Source organism: Paragemmobacter ruber, from assembly GCF_009908315.1.
Classification (GTDB): domain Bacteria; phylum Pseudomonadota; class Alphaproteobacteria; order Rhodobacterales; family Rhodobacteraceae; genus Paragemmobacter; species Paragemmobacter ruber.
The window spans coordinates 514,374-534,426 of record NZ_JAAATW010000001.1 but is presented as its reverse complement, the minus strand read 5'-3'; the positions used below and the strand labels follow the sequence as shown (position 1 = coordinate 534,426).

Below are 20,053 nucleotides of genomic sequence, written 5' to 3'. Positions count from 1 at the left end.
GCCCGATATGGCGATGAAGTCTGAAACCGCGGCGCGGGGCTACCCGTGCCGGACCTCCTCCAAAGGGTGTGCGACCACAGCCCGAAACCGCATCAGACCAAGGTCTGATCGACCTGTCTGAATGCTGGCGTGAAGGCCTGTTCTCGGCCATCCTTCGCGCATGACCCTGCATGAGACGTCCCCCCTCGCGCCGTCCGGCGCGGATGCCCGCAGCGCCCGGCGCCCGTCCTTGCGCAGCCGCTTTGCGGCGCGGCCCCTGCATCATCGCTTCGCGATCGTCGGCAGCCTTGTCAGCCTGATCGGCATGTTCGCCATGGGCGAGGTGGTCACGGAGTCCATCGAAACCGGCGTTGTCCGCAATGCGGCGATCTCCAGCGCGGTCTATATGGAAAGTTTCATCGCCCCCCTGTCGCAGGAGCTTGCCGAACGTCAGGCCTTCACGGACGAAACGCTGAACCGGATGCGCGTCTTGCTGGAAAGCGAACCCCTCGCCGACCGCGTGCGATCCGTGAAGATCTGGCGCGAGGGCGGGCTGATCGCCTTTGCCAGCGACAGCGGTCTGATCGGGCAGCGCTTTGCCGAAGATGCGGCCTTGCGCGACGCCTGGCAGGGGGAGCTTTCGGCCAGCTTCGATGAGCTTGAGGGGGATGAAAGCGCGGCCGAACGTGAAACCGGGGTTCCGCTGTTCGAGGTCTACAACCCGATCCATTCGATCGTGACGGGCGAAGTTATCGCGGTGGCGGAATTCTATCTGGTGGCGTCAGAACTGCAGGCCGACCTTTGGGCGGCCAAGGCGCGTGCCTGGGCGATGATGATCGCGGTGACGGCCGCGACCTTCGCGGCGCTGTTCGGGATCGTGCGCGCGGGCAGCCATACGATTGCCGCGCAGAACCGCGCGCTGGCCGGACGGCTTGATGATCTTGCCCGCGTCTCGGCCCTGAACGCGGCGCTGCGCACGCGGGTGCAGGGGGCGGCGCAGCGGGTGAGCGAGATGAACGAACGCCAGATGCGCCGGATCAGCGCGGAACTGCATGACGGCCCGGCGCAGGCGCTTGCGCTGGCCTCGCTGCGGCTTGATGCGCTGGTGCGCCGCGCATCGGTCGCGGCGGACGACCCCGAGGCGCTGGCGCTGCGCGAGGTTCTAGATGCCGCCCTGCATGATGTGCGCGACCTGTGCCGGGGGCTGACCCTGCCGGAACTGGAAGGGCTGTCCATCCCCCAGACACTGGAACGGGCCATCGGTGCGCATGAGCGGCGGACAGGCACCACGGTTGAACGCGATCTGACGGGCGGGCCGTGGCCGGATCTTGCCCCGGCGCATCCGATCCTGATCTGCGTCTACCGCTTCGTGCAGGAAGGGCTGATGAACGCCTTCCGCCACGCGGCGGGGGCCCCGGTGCGGGTCGGATGCCACCAGCAGGCCGGGCGTCTGATCGTGTTCGTCGCCGACGATGGGCCGGGCTTCAATGGCCGGGTCTGGGGTCGCAACGCAAGGGGCATCGGGCTTGCCGGTTTGCGGGAACGTGTGGAAAGCATCGGCGGCAGTTTTCAGGTCAATGCCGCGCCGGGCAAGGGCGCGCGCCTGACGATCCGGCTGGCACTGGACGGGATGGCATGACCGAACCCATCCAGATCGTCGTGGCCGATGACCATCCCCTCCTGCGCGAAGGGGTGGTTCTGTCGCTTGTGGAAAGCGGTGCCTTCGTCGTCGTGGGGCAGGCGGGCGACGCTCTGGAGGCTGTCGCAAAGGTCGAGGCGCATATGCCCGACATCGTGCTGCTGGATGTGTCGATGCCAGGGTCCGGCCTGAAGGCCGCCGCCACCATCTCGGCCCGCTTCCCCGCGATCAAGATCGTCATGCTCACCATATCCGAGGCGGATGACGATCTGCTGGAAGCCCTGCGCGCCGGGGCGCGCGGCTATGTGCTCAAGGGTGTCTCGGCTGCGGAACTGGTCGAGGTGCTGCAAGGTGTGGCCACGGGCGGATCCTACGTTCCGCCCGCGCTCGCCGCCCGCGTGCTTGCCTCCATGCAAGGGCGCGGCCCGCGCGAGGTGCCCGAAGCCGAGGCGCTGGTCCCGCGCGAGGCCGAGATCCTGCGCCTGGTCGCGACCGGGCGATCGAACAAGGAGATCGCGCGCGAGTTGGACCTGCAGGAAAAGACCGTCAAGCATTACATGACCAACATCCTGCAGAAGCTGCAGGTTAGAAACCGGGTCGAAGCGGCGCTCAAGGCGCGGGAGATGGGCCTTTAGGGCCGCGTGACCTGTGGATGTCGCAGGGCCGGGCCGGCCGCAGTCCCGCGCTACCAGCGCTGGTGGACATGCGGCGCGATCAGGCGGGCATAGACGTCGCGGCAGGCCTCCATCGTGGCCACGGGCAGGGGGGCAAGGGCATCCGCCCCCGCATTGGCGATGCTTTGTGCAGGCGTGCGCGCCCCCGGGATCACCACGGTCGCGGCCTCTTCCATCAGGATCCAGCGCAGGGCGAATTGCGCCATGCTCGCACCCTGGGGCACGAGGGGGCGCAACTCCTCCACCGCTTGCAGGGCCACGTCATAGGGCACGCCCGAGAAGGTTTCGCCCACGTCAAACGCCTCGCCATTGCGGTTGAAATTGCGATGATCGTCGGCGGCGAAGGTGCTGGCGGCGGTCATCTTTCCCGTGAGCATGCCAGAGGCGAGCGGGACGCGGATGATGGTGGCCACGCCGCGCGCCTTTGCCTCACGGAAGAACAGGCTGGCGGGACGCTGGCGGAAGAGGTTGTAGATGATCTGGACCGAGGCGCAGCCCGGATATTCGATGGCCTTGAGCGCCTCTTCCACCTTTTCGACCGAGACACCCCATTGGGCGATCTTGCCCTTGGCTTTCAGGGCTTCCAGCCCGTCGAACAGGGCGGGGGTGTAATAGACCTCGGTCGGCGGGCAGTGAAGCTGCACGAGGTCGAGGCAATCAAGCCCGAGGTTCGTCAGGCTGCGGTCGATGAAGGCTTCGATGTTTTGGGTCGTGTAGCCCGCGGCGATGTGGGGCAACAGGCGCCGGCCCGCCTTGGTCGCGACAAAGGGGCGGGCGCCGCCGCGCGCCTTGAGCACGTCGCGGATGATGCGTTCAGAGCGGCCATCGCCATAGACATCCGCGGTGTCGATGAAGGTCATGCCCGCGTCGAGCGCGGCTTCAAGCGTGGCTTTCGCCTCGGCCTCGGACACGTCGCCCCAGCTGCCGCCGATGGCCCAGGCGCCAAAGCCGATGCGGGTGACGGTGTGGCCGGTTCTGCCGAATTGGGTGGTCGAGAGGGTCATGTCACGCTCCTGTTGCCAGAATTGCGCGGGCCGTTCCGGCCCGCATTCCTTTTGTGTCGCCTCCGCTGCCGCGTCGGCTCCGCCGGGGGGCGTTCCGCCCCCGTCGCCCCGCAGGGGCGCCTCCCCCTGAGGGTATTTGGGCCAAGATGAAGCCGGATGTCAGGTCCGGACGCCCGAGAACTTCTGCTGCCAGTCTGCCCGTTCCTCATCCGTGATCTTGCGGAAGAGGTTTTCGGGGACGGTGAAGTGATGCCCGGCCGGCAGGGCGTTGAGCGCGGCGGGCACGTCTTCGGGCCATGACCAATCGTCGGACCCCATCGCCTGCATCATGGTGGCGGCGGCGTCCGGGATGAAGGGCTGCGACAGGATCGCATAGACGCGGATCAGGTTAAGCGAGAGGCGCACGATCGCCTCGGCCCGCGCGGGATCGGTCTTGACGGCGGACCAGGGGGCGGCGGATTGCAGGTATTCGTTGCCGATCACCCAGATCGCACGCAGTTCGGCGGCGGCCTTGCGGACCTCCATCTGCGCCATCAGGGTTTCGTAGTCGCGGATGCGGGTGCTGAGATCGGTGATCAGGGCCGCCTCAGCCGGGCCGAAATCCCCGCCCGCCGGAATGGTTTCGCCGAGTTTGGATTTGGCGAACTTCGTCACGCGGCTGACGAAATTGCCCAGCACATCGGCGAGGTCCTTGTTCACCGATGCCTGGAAATTGTCCCATGTGAACTCGCTGTCAGAGTTTTCGGGCGCATGCGACAGAAGCCACCAGCGCCAGTAATCGGCGGGCAGGATCGACAGGGCCTGATCCATGAAGACGCCCCGACCTTGGCTGGTGGAGAATTGGCCGCCGTCATAATTGAGGTAATTGAAGGATTTGAGGTAATCCACCAGCTTCCACGGCTCGCCCGACCCGAGGATGGTGGCGGGGAAGGACAGGGTGTGGAAAGGGACGTTGTCCTTGCCCATGAACTGATAATAGGTCACGTCCGCGGCGCCCTTGTCGGTGCGCCACCAGCGTTCCCATGCGGCATCGGGCAGACCGTTGGCATCGGCCCATTCGGCGGTGCCTGCGATATATTCGATGGGGGCATCGAACCAGACATAGAAGACCTTGCCTTCCATGCCGGGCCAGTCTTCGCTGCCCTTCTTCACCGGGATGCCCCAGTAGAGATCGCGGGTGATGCCGCGATCCTGCAAGCCATCACCGTCATTCAGCCATTTCTTGGCGATGGAGGTGGTCAGGATCGGCCAGTCGGTCTTGCTGTCGATCCATGCCTCCAGCTTGTCTTTTAGGGCGCGCTGGCGCAGGTAGAGGTGTTTGGTTTCCCGCACCTCGAGGTTGGTGGAACCGGAGATGGAAGAGCGGGGGTTGATCAGGTCGGTCGGATCAAGCTGCTTGGTGCAATTCTCGCACTGGTCGCCGCGTGCCGCCTCATACCCGCAATTGGGGCAGGTGCCGGTGATGTAGCGGTCGGGCAGGAAGCGGTTGTCGTCGATGGAAAAGACCTGCTTTTCCGACACTTCCGCAATCAGGCCGTTTTCGGCCAGACGGCCGGCGAAATGCTGCGTCAGCCGGTGGTTGCGCTGGCTGGAGGACCGCCCGAAATGATCGAAAGACAGCCGGAAGCCGCGCGCGAGATCCGCCTGAACGGCGTGCATCTCGGCGCAATAGACCTCGACCGGTTTGCCCGCCTTGGCGGCGGCAAGCTCGGCCGGGGTGCCGTGTTCGTCGGTGGCGCAGATGAACATCACCTCATGCCCCCGGGCGCGCATGTAGCGGGCGAACAGATCGGCGGGCAGCTGGCTGCCCACGAGGTTGCCCAGATGCTTGATCCCGTTGATGTAAGGGATGGCGGAGGTGATCAGAATCCGTGCCATGGATGCGCCTTTCGTCCCGATGCGCGCGCTGTTTAGCGTGCAGCCGGGACAAGGGCCAGACCCAAGCAAAGGCCCCGGGCCGACCGGCGGGTTTTTTCCCGCCCGCGCGCCGTGTCAGGCCGCCTGTACCTTGTCTGCGGCACCCTCTGTCTCTGGTCCCGGCATCAAGGGATGCGGAACAGGGTCCTTGGCCCGGAAGAAATGCGTCCGGAACACATCCATGTAGGAGCGGTAGAGATACCCCTCGTTGCGACGCAGGTAATGGTCGCGGTTCGCGGCATAGAGCGCGGGAAGCCGATACCACGGCACCTGCGGATGCATGTGATGCACGACATGCAGATTGTTGTTCAGAAACAGCAGGGCGAGCGGGCCGCGATCCTCGACCACCACGGTCCGGGCGCGGGCCATCTCATGCGCGCGGTGTTCAAGGAAGGTGCGGATCTTGAGCAAGGCGTGGCCCAGCCAGGCCGCCAGAAGATAGCCCCACCACGGCATTGCGGCCATCCACAGCCAGGCCACCACCGGCACCAGACCGGCCAGATGCAGCGCCCAGTCGCGCCGTAGCCCCGGCAGATTGCGCCGGATGCCGCCCCATTCGATGACCAGCCAGCGGATGTTGCCCAGCAGCGATCCAACCACCACCCGTCCGGCCAGCGTGTTGTTGATGCGGTAGATGCATTGCAGCCACCCCGGCACGCGCGCCCAGACAACCGGATCGAGATAGTTCGACTCCGGGTCATCATAGGGATCGGTCAGGACCGGATCATGGTGATGGGCAAGGTGGGTGTCGCGAAAGCGGCCATAGGGCACGGTCAGCGTCAGCGCTGGAAAGGCCAGCGCCTCGTTCACGCGGCGCGACCGGAACGGATGGCCATGCAATATCTCATGCTGCAGCGACGAAAACTGCGCGATGCTGATCCCGGTGATCACGATCCCCAAGGCGGGATGCAGGTGAAAGGCAGCGGTGGTTCCGATGGCCCAGACGCCATAGGTGGCAATCAGCAACAGAAGCGTCGGCCATTCGACGGCGGGAGCACGGGCGCGCAAGATGACGGGGACTTCCAAGGTGTTGTTCTGCTTGCAGGAACGCTAGCACTTGCAAGGCGGGTGTAGAATTCGGAAGATTGGAAACGTTTTCTCAATTTTGGTGGGAAAAATCACCAATGCAGACCAAATTGGACAAGCGCGACCGGGCCGAACTCTTCCGCGCCCGGCTGGCCGAGGCGATGGCTGATCGGGGCGTGACGCGGGCCGCGCTGGCCCGCGCGGTGGGGGTGGACCGTTCCACCCTGTCGCAACTGCTGGCTCCGGGGACGCGCCTGCCGAACGCCCAGCTTGCGGCGGATTGCGCGCAGGTCCTTGGCATTTCCGCCGATTGGCTGCTGGGCCTGACGGGGCGTCCGGAGCCCATCGCCGATCTGCTCGCCACCAGCTTGACGGTGACCGAGGCCCCCCGCGCTCTGATGGACGAGGCGATCTTCAACTGGCATCGCGAAGCGGCCGGATACAAGATCCGGCATGTGCCCGCGACCCTGCCCGACATGCTGAAGACCCGCGCCATGGTGGAATGGGAATACCGCCCCCAACTCGGCCGGACGGCGGAACAGGCGCTGGGTGCCTTCGAGGATCGCTTGCAATGGATGCGCAGCGCCCGCTCCGACTATGAAATCGCGCTGCCCCTGCACGAGCTGACCGCCTTTGCCGATGGGACGGGCTATTACGAGGGGCTGCCCGCACGGACGCGCGCCGAACAGATGGATCGTCTGATCCACCTGACGCGGCAGCTTTACCCATCGTTGCGGCTATATCTATTCGACGCGCAGCGGGTGTTCTCGTCGCCCGTGACGGTGTTCGGGCCGCTTCTCGCCGTGGTCTATCTCGGCCGCCATTACCTTGCGTTTCGCGATACCGCCCGCGTGGAACAGATCAGCCAGCATTTCGACTGGCTGGTGAAGGAAGCCGCCTTCAGCGCCCGTGACGTGCCGGCCCATCTCGAAACGCTGCGGGATCGGGTTCTGCGCTGACCGCTGACGGCGCGCCGCGCGCGTCCAGGGCATAGGACGGATGCCGCATCAGGCCCGGCCGTGCCGCAGGCGCTAGCGGAACAGGGCCAGCCGTCCGATGTCATAGCCGTTCCAGTCAAGGATCTCGCGCGCAGCGACGAGGCGATCCGCAGGCAAGGCGCCGCCACGGTTCAGGATGAAGCCGAAGCTGCCATCCGGGGTGCCGATCACCACCGTGCGCAGGTCCGTATCGGCCCAGAGCACCCACCATTCGCGATCCAGCGGTTGGGGCGCGCGGGCGGCCGGGGTCAGCCGCCCAGGGCCGGTAAAGGCCATCGGTCCGCGATAGGACAGGCTTTCCCCGTTCAGGCAAAGTCGCCCAGACAGCACCAGCCCGCCGGGTGCCGCCGTGAAGTCTGCCGCGCCGGGCGCGCAGCCCGCTGCGCCGGTGGCAGAGAAAGCCGCAACCTGCGTCCAGCGCCCGGCGAGCGCGGTCAGATCCAGCACCGCGTTGGAATAGATCGGCCCCTTGCTGCGGAACCCGTCGATCCGCGTTGCCTGTGGTGCGCAAGCCGCCAGCAGCAGGATCGGCAGCAGGATCAGCACCAGGATCGGGGGCAGGATCATTCGATGCACAGATTGACCTCCGCCCCGTTGTCCATCAACACCGCGTTGCAGCCGAACAGGGGCTGGACCGGCGCACAGGTGCGCGATCGTGCCAGACATTCCCCTTGGCAGTCGGTCTTGCTGCTGCATTGCCGGCCCGCATCGCGGGTGGTCCGCACGCAGGCCATGCCACCCCCCGATCCGGCCCGCGCCCAGATGCCGTCATCGTCTTCGCAGGCGATCTGGCTGGGTGATTTGGTCACCACGGGTGCGGGTGGCACCGCATCCCCGGGCGGCGCCCCGGCCGCGTCTGCGGGCGGTTCGCCCGGGGGCGCATCCGCTGTGACCTCTGCCTCTGCCGCGGCCGGGCGCTCCGTCGCGATGGCGGGATCCGGCGCGGAAGGATCCAGATCCGACGGCGCAGGGGCGGCATCGAGCGATGTCGTCGTGATCGTGCCGCCCGTCACATCTGCCGTGGGCGCCGCGCGGCGATCGCTTCCCGGCAGCGACAACTGACAGGCCGCCAGCAAGGGCAGGGCGAGGAGGAAGGTGAGCATGGCACGGCGCATCAGGGATCCTGCGATGGCATGGCGGCAGAAGGGCAGAAGCCGCGCGTGGTTGCAAGCCCGCATCCCTTTGCCCGGGTCACAATCGGCAGACCGCGACCGGGGGCCAGCCCCCGGACCCCCGGGGTATTTTTTGCCAAGATGAAGGGGGCAGCGAGAAAGGCCCCATCCCCCTTCCGCCTTGCCGGGCCGCTGTGGCTTGCGGGGAATCGCCGCAGGGCGGGCGCGTCAATAGGGCTGGGGATGGTCGCGATGCGCGAGGTCGATCTCGGCCAGCACCGCGTCGGACAGGGTCACCTCGGCGGCGCCAAGGGCCACGCGCAGCTGGTCGAGTGTGGTGGCCCCGAAGATCGGGATGCAGGGGAATGGCCGCTGCAGGCAGAAGGCAATGGCCATCTGTGCCGGGTCCAGCCCGTGCCGCGTGGCGATGCCCATATAGGCGGCGACAGCCGGGAAGACGCGCGGCGTGATGCGGCCGCCCAATTGCGGGTTCACGCTGCGGCGCGATCCTTCGGGGATCACGTCGCCGGCATATTTCCCCGTCAGCAGGCCCGTGGCGAGCGGCGAGAAGGCCAGAAGCGGCAGGTTTTCGGCCACCGAGAGTTCGGCCCAGTCGCTGTCGAACTGGCGGCAGAGAAGCGAGTATTCGTTCTGCACGCTGATCACGCGCGGCAGGTTGTGAAGCTCGGCCAGATGCAGCCAGCGCGCCGTGCCCCAGACGGATTCATTGGACAGCGCGATGTGGCGCAACTTGCCCGCACGGATCAGGTCATCGGCGGTGCGCAGGATGTCGAGCATGTGATCGGTGACCTCGGCCCGGTCGAGCGGGCGGGGATCATAGCCCCAGATCTGGCGGAAGTGATAGCTGCCCCGGTTGGGCCAGTGCAGCTGATAGAGGTCGATCACATCCGTCTGCAGGCGGCGGAGCGACCCTTCCACGGCGGCGCGGAAGCTGGCGCCGGTGATGGGGGCGCCATCGCGCACGGCCTTTTGCCCCTCGCCGGTGATCTTGGTCGCGATCACCAGCCGGTCGCGCCCGCCGCGCGAGGCCAACCATGTGCCCATGATCTCTTCCGTGCGGCCGGCGGTTTCGGCGCTGACGGGGTTCACGGGGTACATCTCGGCCGTGTCCCAGAAGGTGCAGCCATGATCGAGCGCCATATCCATCTGGGCATGACCTTCGGCTTCGCTGTTCTGGCTGCCCCATGTCATGGTGCCGAGGCAGAGCCGGGATACGGTCAGGTCACTGGTGCCGAGGCGGGTCGTTTGCATCATCTCTTCCTTCTGGTCGCGCCGGGGAAGCCTAGCCCTGTGACCGGCAGGGGCAAGGGGCGGGCTTGAGAACATATGGTGAACAAGGTAGCTTGTGAAGCATGAGTCTGCCGATCCTGTCCAGCCATGGCCCGCGCCCGCGGGGGATGCAGCCGATGCCCGGCGGGGCGGCGGCGGGCATCGGGATTGCACGCGGACGGGTGCATGAATTCTGCGGTCCGGCGCGGGTGGCACTGGCGGTTCAGGTGATGGGGGCAGGGACGGGGCCGGTGATCTGGATCAGCCCCAGCTGGCAGATGGAGCGGCTGTTTCCCGACGGGGTGGCGCGTTTTGCCGATCCGGGGCGGATCATCGCGGTCCGGGTGCGGCGGGTGGAAGAGGCGCTCTGGGCGATGGAAGAGGCGCTGCGCTGCGGTGCGGTGCCGCTGGTGGTGGCCGAACTGCCCACCCTGCCCGCGCTCACGCCGGTGCGGCGGCTGCATCTGGCCGCCGAAGCGGGGGCAGAGGTGACGCATCATTCAGGCCATGGCACCGCGCCTTTGGGCATCCTGCTGACGGCGGGCGAGGGGGGCGCGCCCGGGGTGGAAAGCCGCTGGCGGATGCGCCCCCTGCCTGCGCCATCGACGCTGCAGAAGGACCCGGGCCAGGTCTGGCATCTGACGCGCGAACGGGCGCGCATCGCCCCGCCCGCCGCATGGCATCTGCGGCGCAGCGATGATGCGGCGCTGCTGGAGCCGGTGGCGGTGTAAGCCCTGCGCTCAGGCCAGCCTGCGAAAGGTCGGAACGGGGCCGGAATTGTCGAAGAAGGGCACACCCTGATCCGGGCGGCCGGCGGCCAATGCGCCGATCTCGGCCAGCACCACCTCGGTGATGAAGGGCAGGTCGAGCGCGCGCGCCGCATCGGTTCCGATCCAGTGCAGATGCGACAGCTCGTCCGAGGCGGCGCTGAAATCCTCGGGATCGCCTGCGATGCGGCTGGCCTCGATCAGGAAGAAGCGCGCATCGAACCGGCGCGACCGGCCCGGCGGCGTGATGGCGCGGAATATGAAGCGCAGTGCCGGTTCGGCGGTCGGGGCAAGGGATAGCCCCGTCTCTTCGGACAGTTCGCGCAGGGCGGCCGCGGCCAATGCCGCGGGCGGGGGCGCGCCATCGGGCAGGTGCTGCGCCAGCCGCGACAGGCAGGGTTCCCCCAAAAGGCCAGGCGTCAGGGCCTGATGATCGGCGGGGTCTACCCCGCCGCCGGGAAAGACGTATTTGGACGGCATGAACACCGCCCCCGCACCGCGCTGCCCCATCAGGACCTGCGGCCCCGTGTCGGTGCGGCGCAGCAGCACGGTCGTCGCGGCCGGGCGGATCGGTTCCGCGTCCGGCCCCGGTCCTGTCACGCCTTGCCCCCGAACCCGTGCATCCGTTTCGCCCATTGCAGCGCCACCAAGGCCCCCTTCAGCCGGGGCAGAAGGTAAAGCGACATCGCCACCGTGCCAACCGAGAAGATGCTGGCCAGCACCAGCGGATCGGGCCGCCACCGCGTAAAGACCCACAGCATCAGCGGCCCCAGCACATGCCCCACGATCAGGATCGTCAGATAGGCCGGGCCGTCATCGGCGCGCTGGTGATGCAACGCCTCGCCACAGACAGGGCAGCTTTCCCGCACGGTCAGATACCCGCGCAGCAGCGGCCCGGATCCGCAGCAGGGGCAGCGCCGCCGCCAGCCGCGCATCACGGCCGGGCGCAGCGGGCGCTCCTCCGGCAGGTCGTCGCGCAGGTCATCTTTCGGAAACTGTCCGTCGGGCATCTGGCGATCCTGTGGATTGAGCGGTGGGGCGATCCCGCGCGGGGCTGCGCGGGACGTCTGTTCCTACTCTTCCGAACCGCGCGGTGGGAGGGGACAGATCGCCACAGACCGGGGCGGCCGCGGAAATCCGCGCAAGGTTTGTCTCGCGCCCCGCGACGGAAACCGCGCCTTCCAGCGTTTGAAGGATCAGAAGGGCGGCAGGATTGGCCTGCCCCCAATCACCAGGAGACCGGTGAAATGCCGAACAAGATGATGATGACACGCAGCATGCTGTCTATTCTCGCGGTCGTGGCCGTGACGGGCGCGGCCCTGTCCACCGCCGTGCGGGCACAAGAGGCCGAAGCCCCGGCCGCCGATCAGGCAGAGATGGCCCCCGATATGGATATCGGCGGATTTGATTTCGCCACGCTCGATGCCGACAAGGACGGCAAGATCACCGCCGCCGAGATGGAGGCCTTCCGCGCCGCTCGCGTGACCGGCGTCGATACCGATCAGGATGGCAAGCTGTCGGCGGCGGAACTGTCGGCGATGCATATGGCACGGATGCAGGCGCGGGCCGACAGGATGGCCACCCGCATGATCGAGCGTCATGATGCGGATGGGGACGGGCTGTTGACCGTGGCGGAACTGGCAACGCCGCCGGGTCCCGAACGGCTCTTCGGTCGCGCCGATACCGATGGCGACGGTGCGCTGACCGAGGCCGAGGTGCAGGCAGCCCGCGAACGCATGGCCGAGATGCGCGAAAACCACGGCAAGGGCCGCGGTCACGGCCATGGCCGCGGCGATCACGGCGGCTGGTTCCCGCGCGATTGATGACACCGCACCCCGCGCGCCTTGTCCCAAGGGCGCGCGGGGTTTGCAGGACAGGATCGGACGCGATAATCCCGATCCGGGATCCGATGCAGGCCCGATGCAGGATGGACATGCCCCGCGACATGCAGCTGGAGCAACTGGCGCAACACACCGATGCGGCCCTGCTGGACCGTTACGCTGCGGGCGATCCGGCAGCGGCGCGGGCTCTCACGCTGCGTCTGGTGCCGCGCGCGCTTGGCTATGCGGCGCGGCTTCTGGGCGACGCGGCCGAGGCCGAGGATGTGGCGCAGGAGGCGATGCTGCGGCTTTGGCGTGCCGCCCCGGGCTGGCGCAGCGGCGAGGCGCAGGTGACAACATGGCTCTACCGTGTGGTCACCAATCTGTGCACCGATCGGCTGCGCAGCCGCAAGCGCCGCCCCGTGACCGCGCTCGAGGCCGCGCCCGAGATGGCCGATGGCGGCCCCGGCGCCGTGGCCGGGATGATCGAGGCCGACCGCATGGCCGCGCTGCAGGCCGCGCTAGATGCGCTGCCCGACCGGCAGCGACAGGCGGTCGTGCTGCGCCATATCGAGGGCCTCACCAACCCCGAAATCGCGGCGGTGATGGACATTGGCGTGGAGGCGGTCGAAAGTCTGACCGCCCGCGGAAAACGGGCGCTGTCGGCCATTCTGGCCGGACGGCGCGAGGAGTTGGGCTATGAAGACGAGGATTGATCCGATGCGCGCGCAAGATGATCTCGAAGATCTCTTTGCCACGGCCCGCCACATGCCGGTGCGCCCCTCGGCGGCGCTGCTGGATCGGGTTCTGGCCGATGGTCTGGATGCGCAGCCACGCCCGCACACTGCACCCCTGATGCGCCCGCCTGCCGCGGCGGCGGGGGGGCTGTGGTCGCGGCTGGCAGCGCTGTTCGGCGGGGCAGGGGCCTTGGCGGGCATGGGAACGGCGGCGGCAGCGGGCCTGCTCATCGGCTTTGCCCAGCCCAGCAACCTTGCAACGCTGGAGGATGCGATGCTGGGCTCCCCGCTGGAGACGGTGGAACTTGTCCCCAGTGTTGACGGCTTTCTCGTCGGGAACTGAACCATGAGCGACATGACACAGACGACTTCCACCCCAGCCGCACCCCCGCCCGCCTCCCCGCCCGCCCGGTCTGGCAAGGGCCTGCGCATCGCGCTGGCGCTGTCGGTTGCCCTCAACCTGCTGGTGGTGGGCGTCGTGGCCGGGGCGCTTCTGCGCGATGGTGATCCCCGGGGGCGGGTGGTGCGCGACCTGGATTTCGGCCCCTTCACCGAGGCACTCTCACCCCGTGACCGCGAGGCGCTGCGCCGCGAATTCGTGGCCCGTGCGCCCGAGATGCGCGAAATCCGCCAAGAGATCCGGGCGGATTTGGAAACCCTGCTCGGGGTGCTCAGGCGCGAACCCTTCGACGCGGCCACGCTTCAGGCGGTGATGGACAGCCAGCAGGGCCGCATGGCGCGCCGGATCGAGATCGGCCGCGAACTCCTGATCGAACGTCTGGCCATGATGTCGCCAGAGGAACGCGCAGCCTTTGCCGATCGTCTGGAACAGCGCCTGCGCCGGGGCGGAGGTCAGGGACGACCGGCCAATGGCGCGGACGCGCCCTGACCGATCACGCGGCGGACCGACCGACGATCACGCGATTGCGGCCCTGCATCTTGGCCGCCAGCAGCGCCCGGTCCGCGCGGTCGATCGCCTCGTCCGGCAGGCTACCCGGTCGGGCCATGGCCAGCCCGATCGAAATCGTAAGCCCGACCTGATCCCCGCCGGGCAGCGGGATGGGCCGGTCATGGATCGCCGCGCACAGGGCATGCGCCTGCGCCTGCGCTTCGCGAATGTCCCGGTTCGGCAGGGCGATCAGGAACTCTTCCCCCCCGATCCGGGCGATCAGGTCGCCCGGCGCCAGCCCGGCCGACAGCCGGGCCGCCACCTCCACCAGAACAGCGTCGCCCGCGGCATGGCCGTGGCGGTCATTCACCTCTTTGAAACGGTCGATATCAATGACCATCACTGCGGGCCCGGCGCCGCTGTCCACCGCCAGCACCGACATCTCGCCCATGCGCCGCAGGGCGTAGCGGCGGTTGAATAGCCCGGTCAGGGGATCGGTCATCGCAAGGCGGATATTGTCACGCAGTGACGCGCGGCGGTTCGCCTCGGCCCGCGTCCGTGCCACCAGAACGCTCAGCCGCAGGGCAAGTTCGGCATCCGGCACATCCGGGCTGATGGCATCATCCGCGCCCAGATCAAAGGCCATGGCCGCGCCCGCCGCCCCGTCGGTCAAGAGGGCGATCCCCGCATGGCGGCTGTCGGGATCGGCGCGAAGCTCTGACAGCATGCCAAAGGCGGCACCGGCGCTGTCGCCGGTCCCGTCGATCAGATAGGCATCCGGCTGCCCGGACAGACCCGCATCACCGCCGCCTGCAGCGGCGTCACCGCCCAGTGCAGCCGCCCGCCCGAACAGCGTAAGCCGATGCGGCACCAGCGGGGTAAGGGCGCGGCGCAGGCGCGGGCCGGCCTCGGGCCGAAAGGCCGTCAGCGCAACAATGCCGGGCCAATCGAAAGGCGCCGCCTGTTCCTGCAGGGTCAAGAGCGGCCCTTGCCCGGCCTCGGTCGGATCGCGCCGCCGCAACAAACTGCGGATGCGCGCCAGCAAAAGCTGGTCATCGGCGGGTTTTGCGATCACGTCATCGGCCCCGGCGCGCAGCGCGGCCAGCCGCGCCTCGGGATTGGTCGTCGCGGTATGGACGATCACGGGCAGGTCGCGGCTGGTCGGATCGGCGCGCAGGGCGTGCAGCACGGCGATCCCGTCCATGTCCGGCAGTTCAAGATCAAGAAGCAGAAGATCGGGCCGCCGCTCCCGCACCTGCCGCAAGGCGCCTGCGCCGTCAGCAGCGATGAAGGTTTCATGAAACACAGCCCCGAGCCGCACCTTCAGAACGATGCGGTTCGTCGCCACGTCATCTACGATCAATATCTTGCCTGCCATGGCGTGTCTTGACGGTCGGTCCCTGCTACGCTGCGGTGCAGTGTGGTTCAGGAACCGTTACCAAGGTGTTAACGGAATCTTTCCAAAGCGGATGCAAGTTGAAGAAAACTGGAAGGAGCGGCGATGAAGGTCGAGGCGGCGGAAACTCTGGCCCTGCAGGCGCTGGGCTGGCTGGCGGGTCAAGACGACATGTTCGGCGCTTTTCTTGGCGCCACGGGTGCCACGCCCGTCGCGGTGGCCGAGGCGGCGGGACGGCCCGAATTCCTGGCCGCCGTGCTGGATTTCCTGCTGCAAGAGGATGCGCGCATCATCGCCTTCTGCGATGCGGCGGGGCTCGCCTATGCCATGCCGATGCAGGCGCGCGCGGCCCTGCCCGGCGGGCAGGCGCTGCATTGGACATGATTGCCAGCGCCCGCGAAGGCGGGCATGGATGGCGGGCGGAACGGCAACAGGGCAGGGAGTGCGGGGCGTGATTGACGGCGTGATCTTCGACAAGGACGGAACCCTGTTCGATTTCCGCGCCAGCTGGGGCGCCTGGGCGCTGCGGCTGGTCGAGGTCTTGGCCAAGGAAACGGGGCTTCCCGCCGCGCAACTGGGGGCGGCCATCGGCTTTGATCCTGTCGCCCAGCGTTTCGCGCCGGACAGCGTTGTGATCGCAGGAACTTCGGCCGAAATCGCCGCAGCCTTGGCTGCACAGGTGCCGGGGTCGCAGGCCAAGGATCTGGAAGATCGCATGAACCGCATGGCCGAAGGCGCGCCCATGCTGCCCGCGGTGGACCTGCCTGCCGTTCTGGGCGATCTGCGCAACCGCGGGCTCAAGATCGGGTTGGCCACCAACGACGTCGAGGTGACCGCACACGCCCATCTGGCCGCGCATGGCATCTCTGCCCTGTTTGACTATGTGGCGGGCTACGACAGCGGCCACGGGCCAAAGCCGGGCCCGGGCATGTGCGCGGCCTTCGCGCGCCAGCTTGGGCTTGCGCCGGAGCGGGTGGTGATGGTGGGTGACAGCCGCCACGATCTGGAAGCCGGTCGCGCCGCCGGCATGCGGGTCGTGGCCGTGCTCACCGGCATTGCCGGCGCGGCAGACCTTGCCCCCCATGCCGATGCCGTGCTGCCCGACATCGGCCATCTCGCGGCGTGGATCGACGGTCTGTCCGCCTGATTTGCGCGCCGCTGCGGCGGCGCCCACCGCCCTTTCGTCACAGCGCGCCGCAGGGCGCCTGCAAAAAACGACATAACCGCGTCGTCGGCAGAGTGTCCTTTGCCGCGCCGCTTCGTCATGTTGGCGAAAAGCGGGCCGGTTCGCCCGACGGAGGGTGCCATGAACGAAGAGCCACGCAAACGCCGCGCCGGGGGACGTGCAGGCAACAAGCAGCGGGCCGGAACGGCGGTCATCGACCAGATGCCGTGGCGCATCCCCGTCAACCCCGACGCGCCGGTGGAACCGCTGGATGCCGATGGCGTGCAGCGCATCCACAAGACGGCGATGCGCATCCTCAGGGACATCGGGATCGAATTCCTGAATCCCGATGCCGTGGCGCATCTGAAGCGTGCGGGCTGCAAGGTCGATGGCACCAACGTGCGGATGGACGAACCCTTCGTGATGGAGATGCTGTCGCATGCGCCGTCCGAATTCACCATCACCCCGCGCAATCCCGACCGCGAGCTGATCATCGGCGGCAAGCACATGGTCTTCGTCAACGTCTCCTCTCCCCCCAACGCGTGGGATCTGGAGCGTGGCAAACGCTCGGGCGATTTCGAGACGTTCAAGGAATTCATGAAGCTGACGCAGTATTTCAACTGCATCCACATCGCGGGCGGCTATCCTGTCGAACCCATCGACATCCACCCGTCGGTGCGTCACCTCGACTGCCTTTATGAAAAGCTCACACTGACCGACAAGGTCGTCCACGCCTATTCGCTCGGGGCAGAGCGGGTGGAAGACGTGATGGAGATGACGCGCATCGCGGGCGGCCTGACGGAAGAGGAATTCCGCGCCAAGCCGCGGATGTATACCAACATCAACTCGGTCAGCCCGCTCAAGCACGATTTCCCGATGCTCGATGGCGCGATGCGTCTGGCCAAGCGGGGGCAGCCCGTGGTGGTCACGCCCTTCACGCTTGCGGGCGCGATGGCCCCGGTGACGATGGCGGGCGCCGTGGCCCTGTCGCTGGCCGAGGCGCTGGCCGCCATCGCCCTTCTGCAATACATCGCGCCCGGCTGCCCCGTGGCGATCGGCACCTTCACCTCGAACGTCGATATGAAATCCGGCGCGCCCGCCTTCGGCACGCCGGAATACATGCGCGCCACGCAGATGACCGGGCAACTGGTGCGCTTTTACAAGCTGCCCCTGCGGTCGTCGGGCGTCTGCGCGGCAAACATCCCGGACGGGCAGGCGATGTGGGAGACGTCAAACAGCCTCTGGGCCGCCGTGCAAAGCCGCACGAACATGGTCTATCACGCCGCCGGATGGCTGGAAGGCGGCCTGATCGCCAGCCCCGAGAAATTCGTGATGGATTGCGAAGTGCTGCAGATGATCCAGCGCTATTTCGAAGAGGTGACCTTCGCCACGGACGAGGATGATCTGGCCTTCGATGCAATCCGCGAAGTGGGCGCAGGCGGGCATTACTTCGGCTGCCAGCACACGCAGGAACGCTATTCCACGGCCTTCTACGCGCCCTTCGTCAGCGACTGGCGCAACTACGAGGCGTGGCAGCAGGATGGTTCGGTCTGGACACCCGAACGCGCCCACCGGATCTACAAGCAGATCCTTGATGAATTCGAGGCACCCGCCATGGACGCCACCGCGCAAGAGGAACTGCGCCGCTTCGTCGCCCGCCGCAAGCAAGAGGGCGGCGCGCCCACGGATTTCTGATCCACCAGACACGCGCCCTTCGGACACGCGCCCGGCAACGACTGCCCACCCCGGTGATCGCTTTGCCCTTTTCCCACGGATGCCCGCAGGTTAGCCTGATACCGGGAAGACCTGCGGAGTCGGGTCGCCCTCCAGAGGGGTCGGGTGGATGGAAGATCAGATGCAAAGGCGCGGTCGGCTGGCGCTGATCGGGGCCGTGGCGGGGCTCTCGCTATGGCTTCTTGGCCAATTGGGCCTGCGCGGGGATCTGCCCGACCGTGTGATCTTCTTCCTCAGCGCGCTCGCGGTGGTCTTCTTCGGGGGGACGCTGGCGATGGCGGGGCCTCTCACACTGCGCAGGGCCATGGCTGGGGCCGCGCCACTGGCGGCGGCCGTGGCGATGCTTCTGCTTCTCGCATCGCTGCGCTACGCTGGCGTGGCCGAATTCCAGTTCGCGGCGCTCTCTTTCGTCGCGGCCTTTGTCTTGTCTGCCTTGGCCTTGCCCTTCCTGATCGTGGCGGCGGGGCCGGGGTGGCGGAACTACGCGGCGCTGTTCACCGAAAGCTGGCTGATCGTGGTCCGCGTGATGCTGGGCTGGCTCTTCGCCGGGTTGATCTGGGGGCTGATCTGGCTGGCCGATGCGCTCTTGGGGCTTGTCGGGCTTGGGGTTCTGGATTGGCTGATGGCCGAAGGTGGGCCGCTGCCTGGGATCGTGACAGGCGTCGCACTGGGGGTGGGCATCGCCGTGGCCACCGAAAATGTCGATCTCCTCTCGCCGGATCTGGTCTTGCGCCTTTTGCGCCTTCTGGCGCTGCCCCTGCTGATTGTCATGGCGGTCTTCCTCGTGGCGCTGCCCGTTCAGGGCCTGTCCGCCCTTCCCGAAGGGATTTCTGCCACCGTCACGCTGCTCGTTCTGGCGGCAGGGGCGGTCACGCTGATCAGCGCAGTGGTCGAACGGGACGACGCCACCGCACCCATCGGCGCGGTGATCCCGCGCGCCGCGCGGGTGATGGCCGTTCTTCTGCCGCTGCCGGTGGCCCTGGCGGGCTGGGCATTGTGGCTGCGCGTCGATCAGCATGGCTGGACGCCCGGGCGGCTGTTCGGGGCGTTGCTCGTTGTTCTGGCGGCGGGTTATGCGCTTTTGTACCTGCGCGCCGCCTTGTCGGGCGCGCGCTGGCGGCATCAGGTGCGCCGCGCGAATGTGGCCATGGCCGCGGCGGGGATGGCCTTTGCCGCGCTGTGGCTGACGCCCGCGCTGAACGCCGAGGCGATTTCCACCCGTTCGCAGATGGCGCGCTTCGAATCCGGCCGCCTGCCTGTGCCTGAACTCGATCTCGCCGCGCTCGAGGCGTGGGGGCGCCCGGGCGCTGTGGCGCTGGACAGGCTGGCCACGCTGGCGCTGGAACCGGAGCAGACCGCATTGGCAGACCGTCTCGCCGCGCATGCCGCCGGGCGCGTCGAGAGCGGCGATCCCGCCGTCGCCACCCAACAGGCCGAGGCGCTGCTGGCCGACCTGCGTCAGGTCATGCCCCTGCAACCCGCCACCGCCACCGCCACGCGGGACATGCTGCTTGCGGCCATCCCGGCCATGGAATTGCAAAGCTGGATTGATGCCTGCCGCACCGATCTGCCGGGATGGGATCGGCCGGGCTGCGTCTTCGTGGTGGCCGACCTCTGGCCGGATGAACCGGGCGAAGAGGCGCTGGTGCTGCTGCGCGAGGCGTCGGGTTTCATCCGCTATGAAGGGCTGGGGATGCGCGCGGGCGAAGTGCAGCGCCGGTCAGTCGCGGCGATGTCGGGCCTCCTGCCCGATCAGGCCGAGGGCGAGGCGCTGATCGCCGCCCTGCAGGACGCGCCGGCCCCAGTCGCGCCCACCCCTCTGAACATGCTGGGGGCCGCGGGGGGCCTTTTGCTGCTGCCGTAAGGGTTTGTTGATACGATTCGGCGATAGTCCCTAGGCGGAACA

The 20,053-nt window shown here is 67.6% G+C and carries 21 protein-coding genes; 12 read left to right on the top strand and 9 right to left on the bottom strand.

The features are described from left to right. Positions 1-160: 160 nt before the first annotated feature. Together GU920_RS02625 and GU920_RS02620 are read left to right on the top strand one after the other, a co-directional pair. Positions 161-1,618 (top strand): sensor histidine kinase, encoded by a 1,458-nt coding sequence (locus GU920_RS02625; protein WP_161765416.1) that lies wholly within the window; start codon positions 161-163, stop codon positions 1,616-1,618. Beyond that, positions 1,615-2,253: a response regulator gene (locus GU920_RS02620; RefSeq protein ID WP_161765415.1), complete on the top strand. Its 639-nt coding sequence runs from the start codon at positions 1,615-1,617 to the stop codon at positions 2,251-2,253. The genes GU920_RS02625 and GU920_RS02620 overlap by 4 nt, the downstream gene beginning before the upstream one ends. A 50-nt stretch (positions 2,254-2,303) precedes the next feature. On the opposite strand, the gene GU920_RS02615 is transcribed toward GU920_RS02620, so the two are convergent. The 3 genes from GU920_RS02615 to GU920_RS02605 all read right to left on the bottom strand — a co-directional run bounded on the left by GU920_RS02615 (position 2,304) and on the right by GU920_RS02605 (position 6,221). Next, entirely contained in the window at positions 2,304-3,296 is a 993-nt protein-coding gene (locus GU920_RS02615) for an aldo/keto reductase (protein WP_161765414.1), read from the bottom strand. Positions 3,297-3,455: 159 nt separating this feature from the next. Next, positions 3,456-5,174 (bottom strand): methionine--tRNA ligase, encoded by a 1,719-nt coding sequence (gene metG, locus GU920_RS02610; RefSeq protein ID WP_161765413.1) that lies wholly within the window; start codon positions 5,172-5,174, stop codon positions 3,456-3,458. 114 nt (positions 5,175-5,288) lie between these two features. Further along, positions 5,289-6,221 (bottom strand): fatty acid desaturase, encoded by a 933-nt coding sequence (locus tag GU920_RS02605; RefSeq protein ID WP_161765412.1) that lies wholly within the window; start codon positions 6,219-6,221, stop codon positions 5,289-5,291. Positions 6,222-6,337: 116 nt separating this feature from the next. Between GU920_RS02605 and GU920_RS02600 the strand changes: the two genes are divergently transcribed. Next, a complete protein-coding gene (locus tag GU920_RS02600) occupies positions 6,338-7,198 on the top strand; it encodes a helix-turn-helix domain-containing protein (protein ID WP_161765411.1) in 861 nt (286 codons plus the stop codon). A 72-nt stretch (positions 7,199-7,270) separates the two neighbouring features. Here GU920_RS02600 and GU920_RS02595 read toward each other — a convergent pair whose 3' ends face one another. From GU920_RS02595 to GU920_RS02585, 3 genes are all read right to left on the bottom strand, one after another. Then, positions 7,271-7,804 carry a lipocalin family protein gene (locus GU920_RS02595; protein ID WP_161765410.1) on the bottom strand — a complete coding sequence of 178 codons (534 nt, stop codon included), beginning with the start codon at positions 7,802-7,804 and terminating at the stop codon, positions 7,271-7,273. Beyond that, the gene (locus GU920_RS02590; RefSeq protein WP_161765409.1) at positions 7,801-8,352 is read right to left on the bottom strand and encodes a hypothetical protein; all 552 of its coding nucleotides are present in this window, start codon (positions 8,350-8,352) and stop codon (positions 7,801-7,803) included. The genes GU920_RS02595 and GU920_RS02590 overlap by 4 nt, the downstream gene beginning before the upstream one ends. A 225-nt stretch (positions 8,353-8,577) precedes the next feature. Next, the gene (locus GU920_RS02585) at positions 8,578-9,621 is read right to left on the bottom strand and encodes an aldo/keto reductase (RefSeq protein ID WP_161766492.1); all 1,044 of its coding nucleotides are present in this window, start codon (positions 9,619-9,621) and stop codon (positions 8,578-8,580) included. A 101-nt stretch (positions 9,622-9,722) separates the two neighbouring features. On the opposite strand from GU920_RS02585, the gene GU920_RS02580 reads away from it, so the two are divergent. Further along, the gene (locus GU920_RS02580) at positions 9,723-10,370 is read left to right on the top strand and encodes an ImuA family protein (RefSeq protein WP_161765408.1); all 648 of its coding nucleotides are present in this window, start codon (positions 9,723-9,725) and stop codon (positions 10,368-10,370) included. Between the two features lie 9 nt (positions 10,371-10,379). Here the strand turns inward: GU920_RS02580 and GU920_RS02575 are convergent, their stop codons facing one another. Together GU920_RS02575 and GU920_RS02570 are read right to left on the bottom strand one after the other, a co-directional pair. Beyond that, positions 10,380-11,042: an NUDIX hydrolase gene (locus tag GU920_RS02575; RefSeq protein ID WP_161765407.1), complete on the bottom strand. Its 663-nt coding sequence runs from the start codon at positions 11,040-11,042 to the stop codon at positions 10,380-10,382. Beyond that, positions 11,003-11,416 carry a DUF983 domain-containing protein gene (locus GU920_RS02570; RefSeq protein ID WP_161765406.1) on the bottom strand — a complete coding sequence of 138 codons (414 nt, stop codon included), beginning with the start codon at positions 11,414-11,416 and terminating at the stop codon, positions 11,003-11,005. The genes GU920_RS02575 and GU920_RS02570 overlap by 40 nt, the downstream gene beginning before the upstream one ends. A 267-nt stretch (positions 11,417-11,683) precedes the next feature. Here GU920_RS02570 and GU920_RS02565 point away from each other — a divergent pair, with 267 nt between their 5' ends. The 4 genes from GU920_RS02565 (at position 11,684) to GU920_RS02550 (ending at position 13,852) form a co-directional block, all read left to right on the top strand. Continuing rightward, the gene (locus GU920_RS02565; RefSeq protein ID WP_235933006.1) at positions 11,684-12,229 is read left to right on the top strand and encodes an EF-hand domain-containing protein; all 546 of its coding nucleotides are present in this window, start codon (positions 11,684-11,686) and stop codon (positions 12,227-12,229) included. Between the two features lie 110 nt (positions 12,230-12,339). Next, complete coding sequence (locus GU920_RS02560) at positions 12,340-12,942, top strand: RNA polymerase sigma factor (RefSeq protein ID WP_394351523.1); 603 nt, start codon at positions 12,340-12,342, stop codon at positions 12,940-12,942. Continuing rightward, the gene (locus GU920_RS02555) at positions 12,926-13,306 is read left to right on the top strand and encodes a dihydroorotate dehydrogenase (protein ID WP_235933003.1); all 381 of its coding nucleotides are present in this window, start codon (positions 12,926-12,928) and stop codon (positions 13,304-13,306) included. The genes GU920_RS02560 and GU920_RS02555 overlap by 17 nt, the downstream gene beginning before the upstream one ends. A gap of 12 nt (positions 13,307-13,318) precedes the next feature. Continuing rightward, the gene (locus GU920_RS02550; RefSeq protein WP_161765404.1) at positions 13,319-13,852 is read left to right on the top strand and encodes a periplasmic heavy metal sensor; all 534 of its coding nucleotides are present in this window, start codon (positions 13,319-13,321) and stop codon (positions 13,850-13,852) included. A gap of 4 nt (positions 13,853-13,856) precedes the next feature. Here the strand turns inward: GU920_RS02550 and GU920_RS02545 are convergent, their stop codons facing one another. Beyond that, on the bottom strand, positions 13,857-15,230 hold the full coding sequence (locus GU920_RS02545) for a diguanylate cyclase (RefSeq protein WP_161765403.1): 1,374 nt from the start codon (positions 15,228-15,230) through the stop codon (positions 13,857-13,859). 123 nt (positions 15,231-15,353) lie between these two features. Here GU920_RS02545 and GU920_RS02540 point away from each other — a divergent pair, with 123 nt between their 5' ends. From GU920_RS02540 to GU920_RS02525, 4 genes are all read left to right on the top strand, one after another. After that, complete coding sequence (locus GU920_RS02540) at positions 15,354-15,632, top strand: DUF3572 domain-containing protein (RefSeq protein WP_161765402.1); 279 nt, start codon at positions 15,354-15,356, stop codon at positions 15,630-15,632. A 67-nt stretch (positions 15,633-15,699) separates the two neighbouring features. Then, positions 15,700-16,395 carry an HAD family hydrolase gene (locus tag GU920_RS02535; protein WP_161765401.1) on the top strand — a complete coding sequence of 232 codons (696 nt, stop codon included), beginning with the start codon at positions 15,700-15,702 and terminating at the stop codon, positions 16,393-16,395. Positions 16,396-16,554: 159 nt separating this feature from the next. Continuing rightward, on the top strand, positions 16,555-18,108 hold the full coding sequence (locus tag GU920_RS02530; protein ID WP_161765400.1) for a trimethylamine methyltransferase family protein: 1,554 nt from the start codon (positions 16,555-16,557) through the stop codon (positions 18,106-18,108). A 148-nt stretch (positions 18,109-18,256) separates the two neighbouring features. Next, complete coding sequence (locus GU920_RS02525; protein ID WP_161765399.1) at positions 18,257-20,011, top strand: DUF4153 domain-containing protein; 1,755 nt, start codon at positions 18,257-18,259, stop codon at positions 20,009-20,011. Positions 20,012-20,053 lie beyond the last annotated feature (42 nt).

Bases quoted from the DNA above. Each gene is read 5' to 3' on its own strand.
- GU920_RS02625 (WP_161765416.1), top strand. From the start codon at position 161: ATGACCCTGCATGAGACGTCCCCCCTCGCGCCGTCCGGCGCGGATGCC.
- GU920_RS02620 (WP_161765415.1), top strand. From the start codon at position 1,615: ATGACCGAACCCATCCAGATCGTCGTGGCCGATGACCATCCCCTCCTG.
- GU920_RS02615 (WP_161765414.1), bottom strand. From the start codon at position 3,296: ATGACCCTCTCGACCACCCAATTCGGCAGAACCGGCCACACCGTCACC.
- metG (WP_161765413.1), bottom strand. From the start codon at position 5,174: ATGGCACGGATTCTGATCACCTCCGCCATCCCTTACATCAACGGGATC.
- GU920_RS02600 (WP_161765411.1), top strand. From the start codon at position 6,338: ATGCAGACCAAATTGGACAAGCGCGACCGGGCCGAACTCTTCCGCGCC.
- GU920_RS02595 (WP_161765410.1), bottom strand. From the start codon at position 7,804: ATGATCCTGCCCCCGATCCTGGTGCTGATCCTGCTGCCGATCCTGCTG.
- GU920_RS02590 (WP_161765409.1), bottom strand. From the start codon at position 8,352: ATGCGCCGTGCCATGCTCACCTTCCTCCTCGCCCTGCCCTTGCTGGCG.
- GU920_RS02585 (WP_161766492.1), bottom strand. From the start codon at position 9,621: ATGCAAACGACCCGCCTCGGCACCAGTGACCTGACCGTATCCCGGCTC.
- GU920_RS02580 (WP_161765408.1), top strand. From the start codon at position 9,723: ATGAGTCTGCCGATCCTGTCCAGCCATGGCCCGCGCCCGCGGGGGATG.
- GU920_RS02575 (WP_161765407.1), bottom strand. From the start codon at position 11,042: ATGGGCGAAACGGATGCACGGGTTCGGGGGCAAGGCGTGACAGGACCG.
- GU920_RS02570 (WP_161765406.1), bottom strand. From the start codon at position 11,416: ATGCCCGACGGACAGTTTCCGAAAGATGACCTGCGCGACGACCTGCCG.
- GU920_RS02565 (WP_235933006.1), top strand. From the start codon at position 11,684: ATGCTGTCTATTCTCGCGGTCGTGGCCGTGACGGGCGCGGCCCTGTCC.
- GU920_RS02560 (WP_394351523.1), top strand. From the start codon at position 12,340: ATGCCCCGCGACATGCAGCTGGAGCAACTGGCGCAACACACCGATGCG.
- GU920_RS02555 (WP_235933003.1), top strand. From the start codon at position 12,926: ATGAAGACGAGGATTGATCCGATGCGCGCGCAAGATGATCTCGAAGAT.
- GU920_RS02550 (WP_161765404.1), top strand. From the start codon at position 13,319: ATGACACAGACGACTTCCACCCCAGCCGCACCCCCGCCCGCCTCCCCG.
- GU920_RS02545 (WP_161765403.1), bottom strand. From the start codon at position 15,230: ATGGCAGGCAAGATATTGATCGTAGATGACGTGGCGACGAACCGCATC.
- GU920_RS02540 (WP_161765402.1), top strand. From the start codon at position 15,354: ATGAAGGTCGAGGCGGCGGAAACTCTGGCCCTGCAGGCGCTGGGCTGG.
- GU920_RS02530 (WP_161765400.1), top strand. From the start codon at position 16,555: ATGAACGAAGAGCCACGCAAACGCCGCGCCGGGGGACGTGCAGGCAAC.
- GU920_RS02525 (WP_161765399.1), top strand. From the start codon at position 18,257: ATGGAAGATCAGATGCAAAGGCGCGGTCGGCTGGCGCTGATCGGGGCC.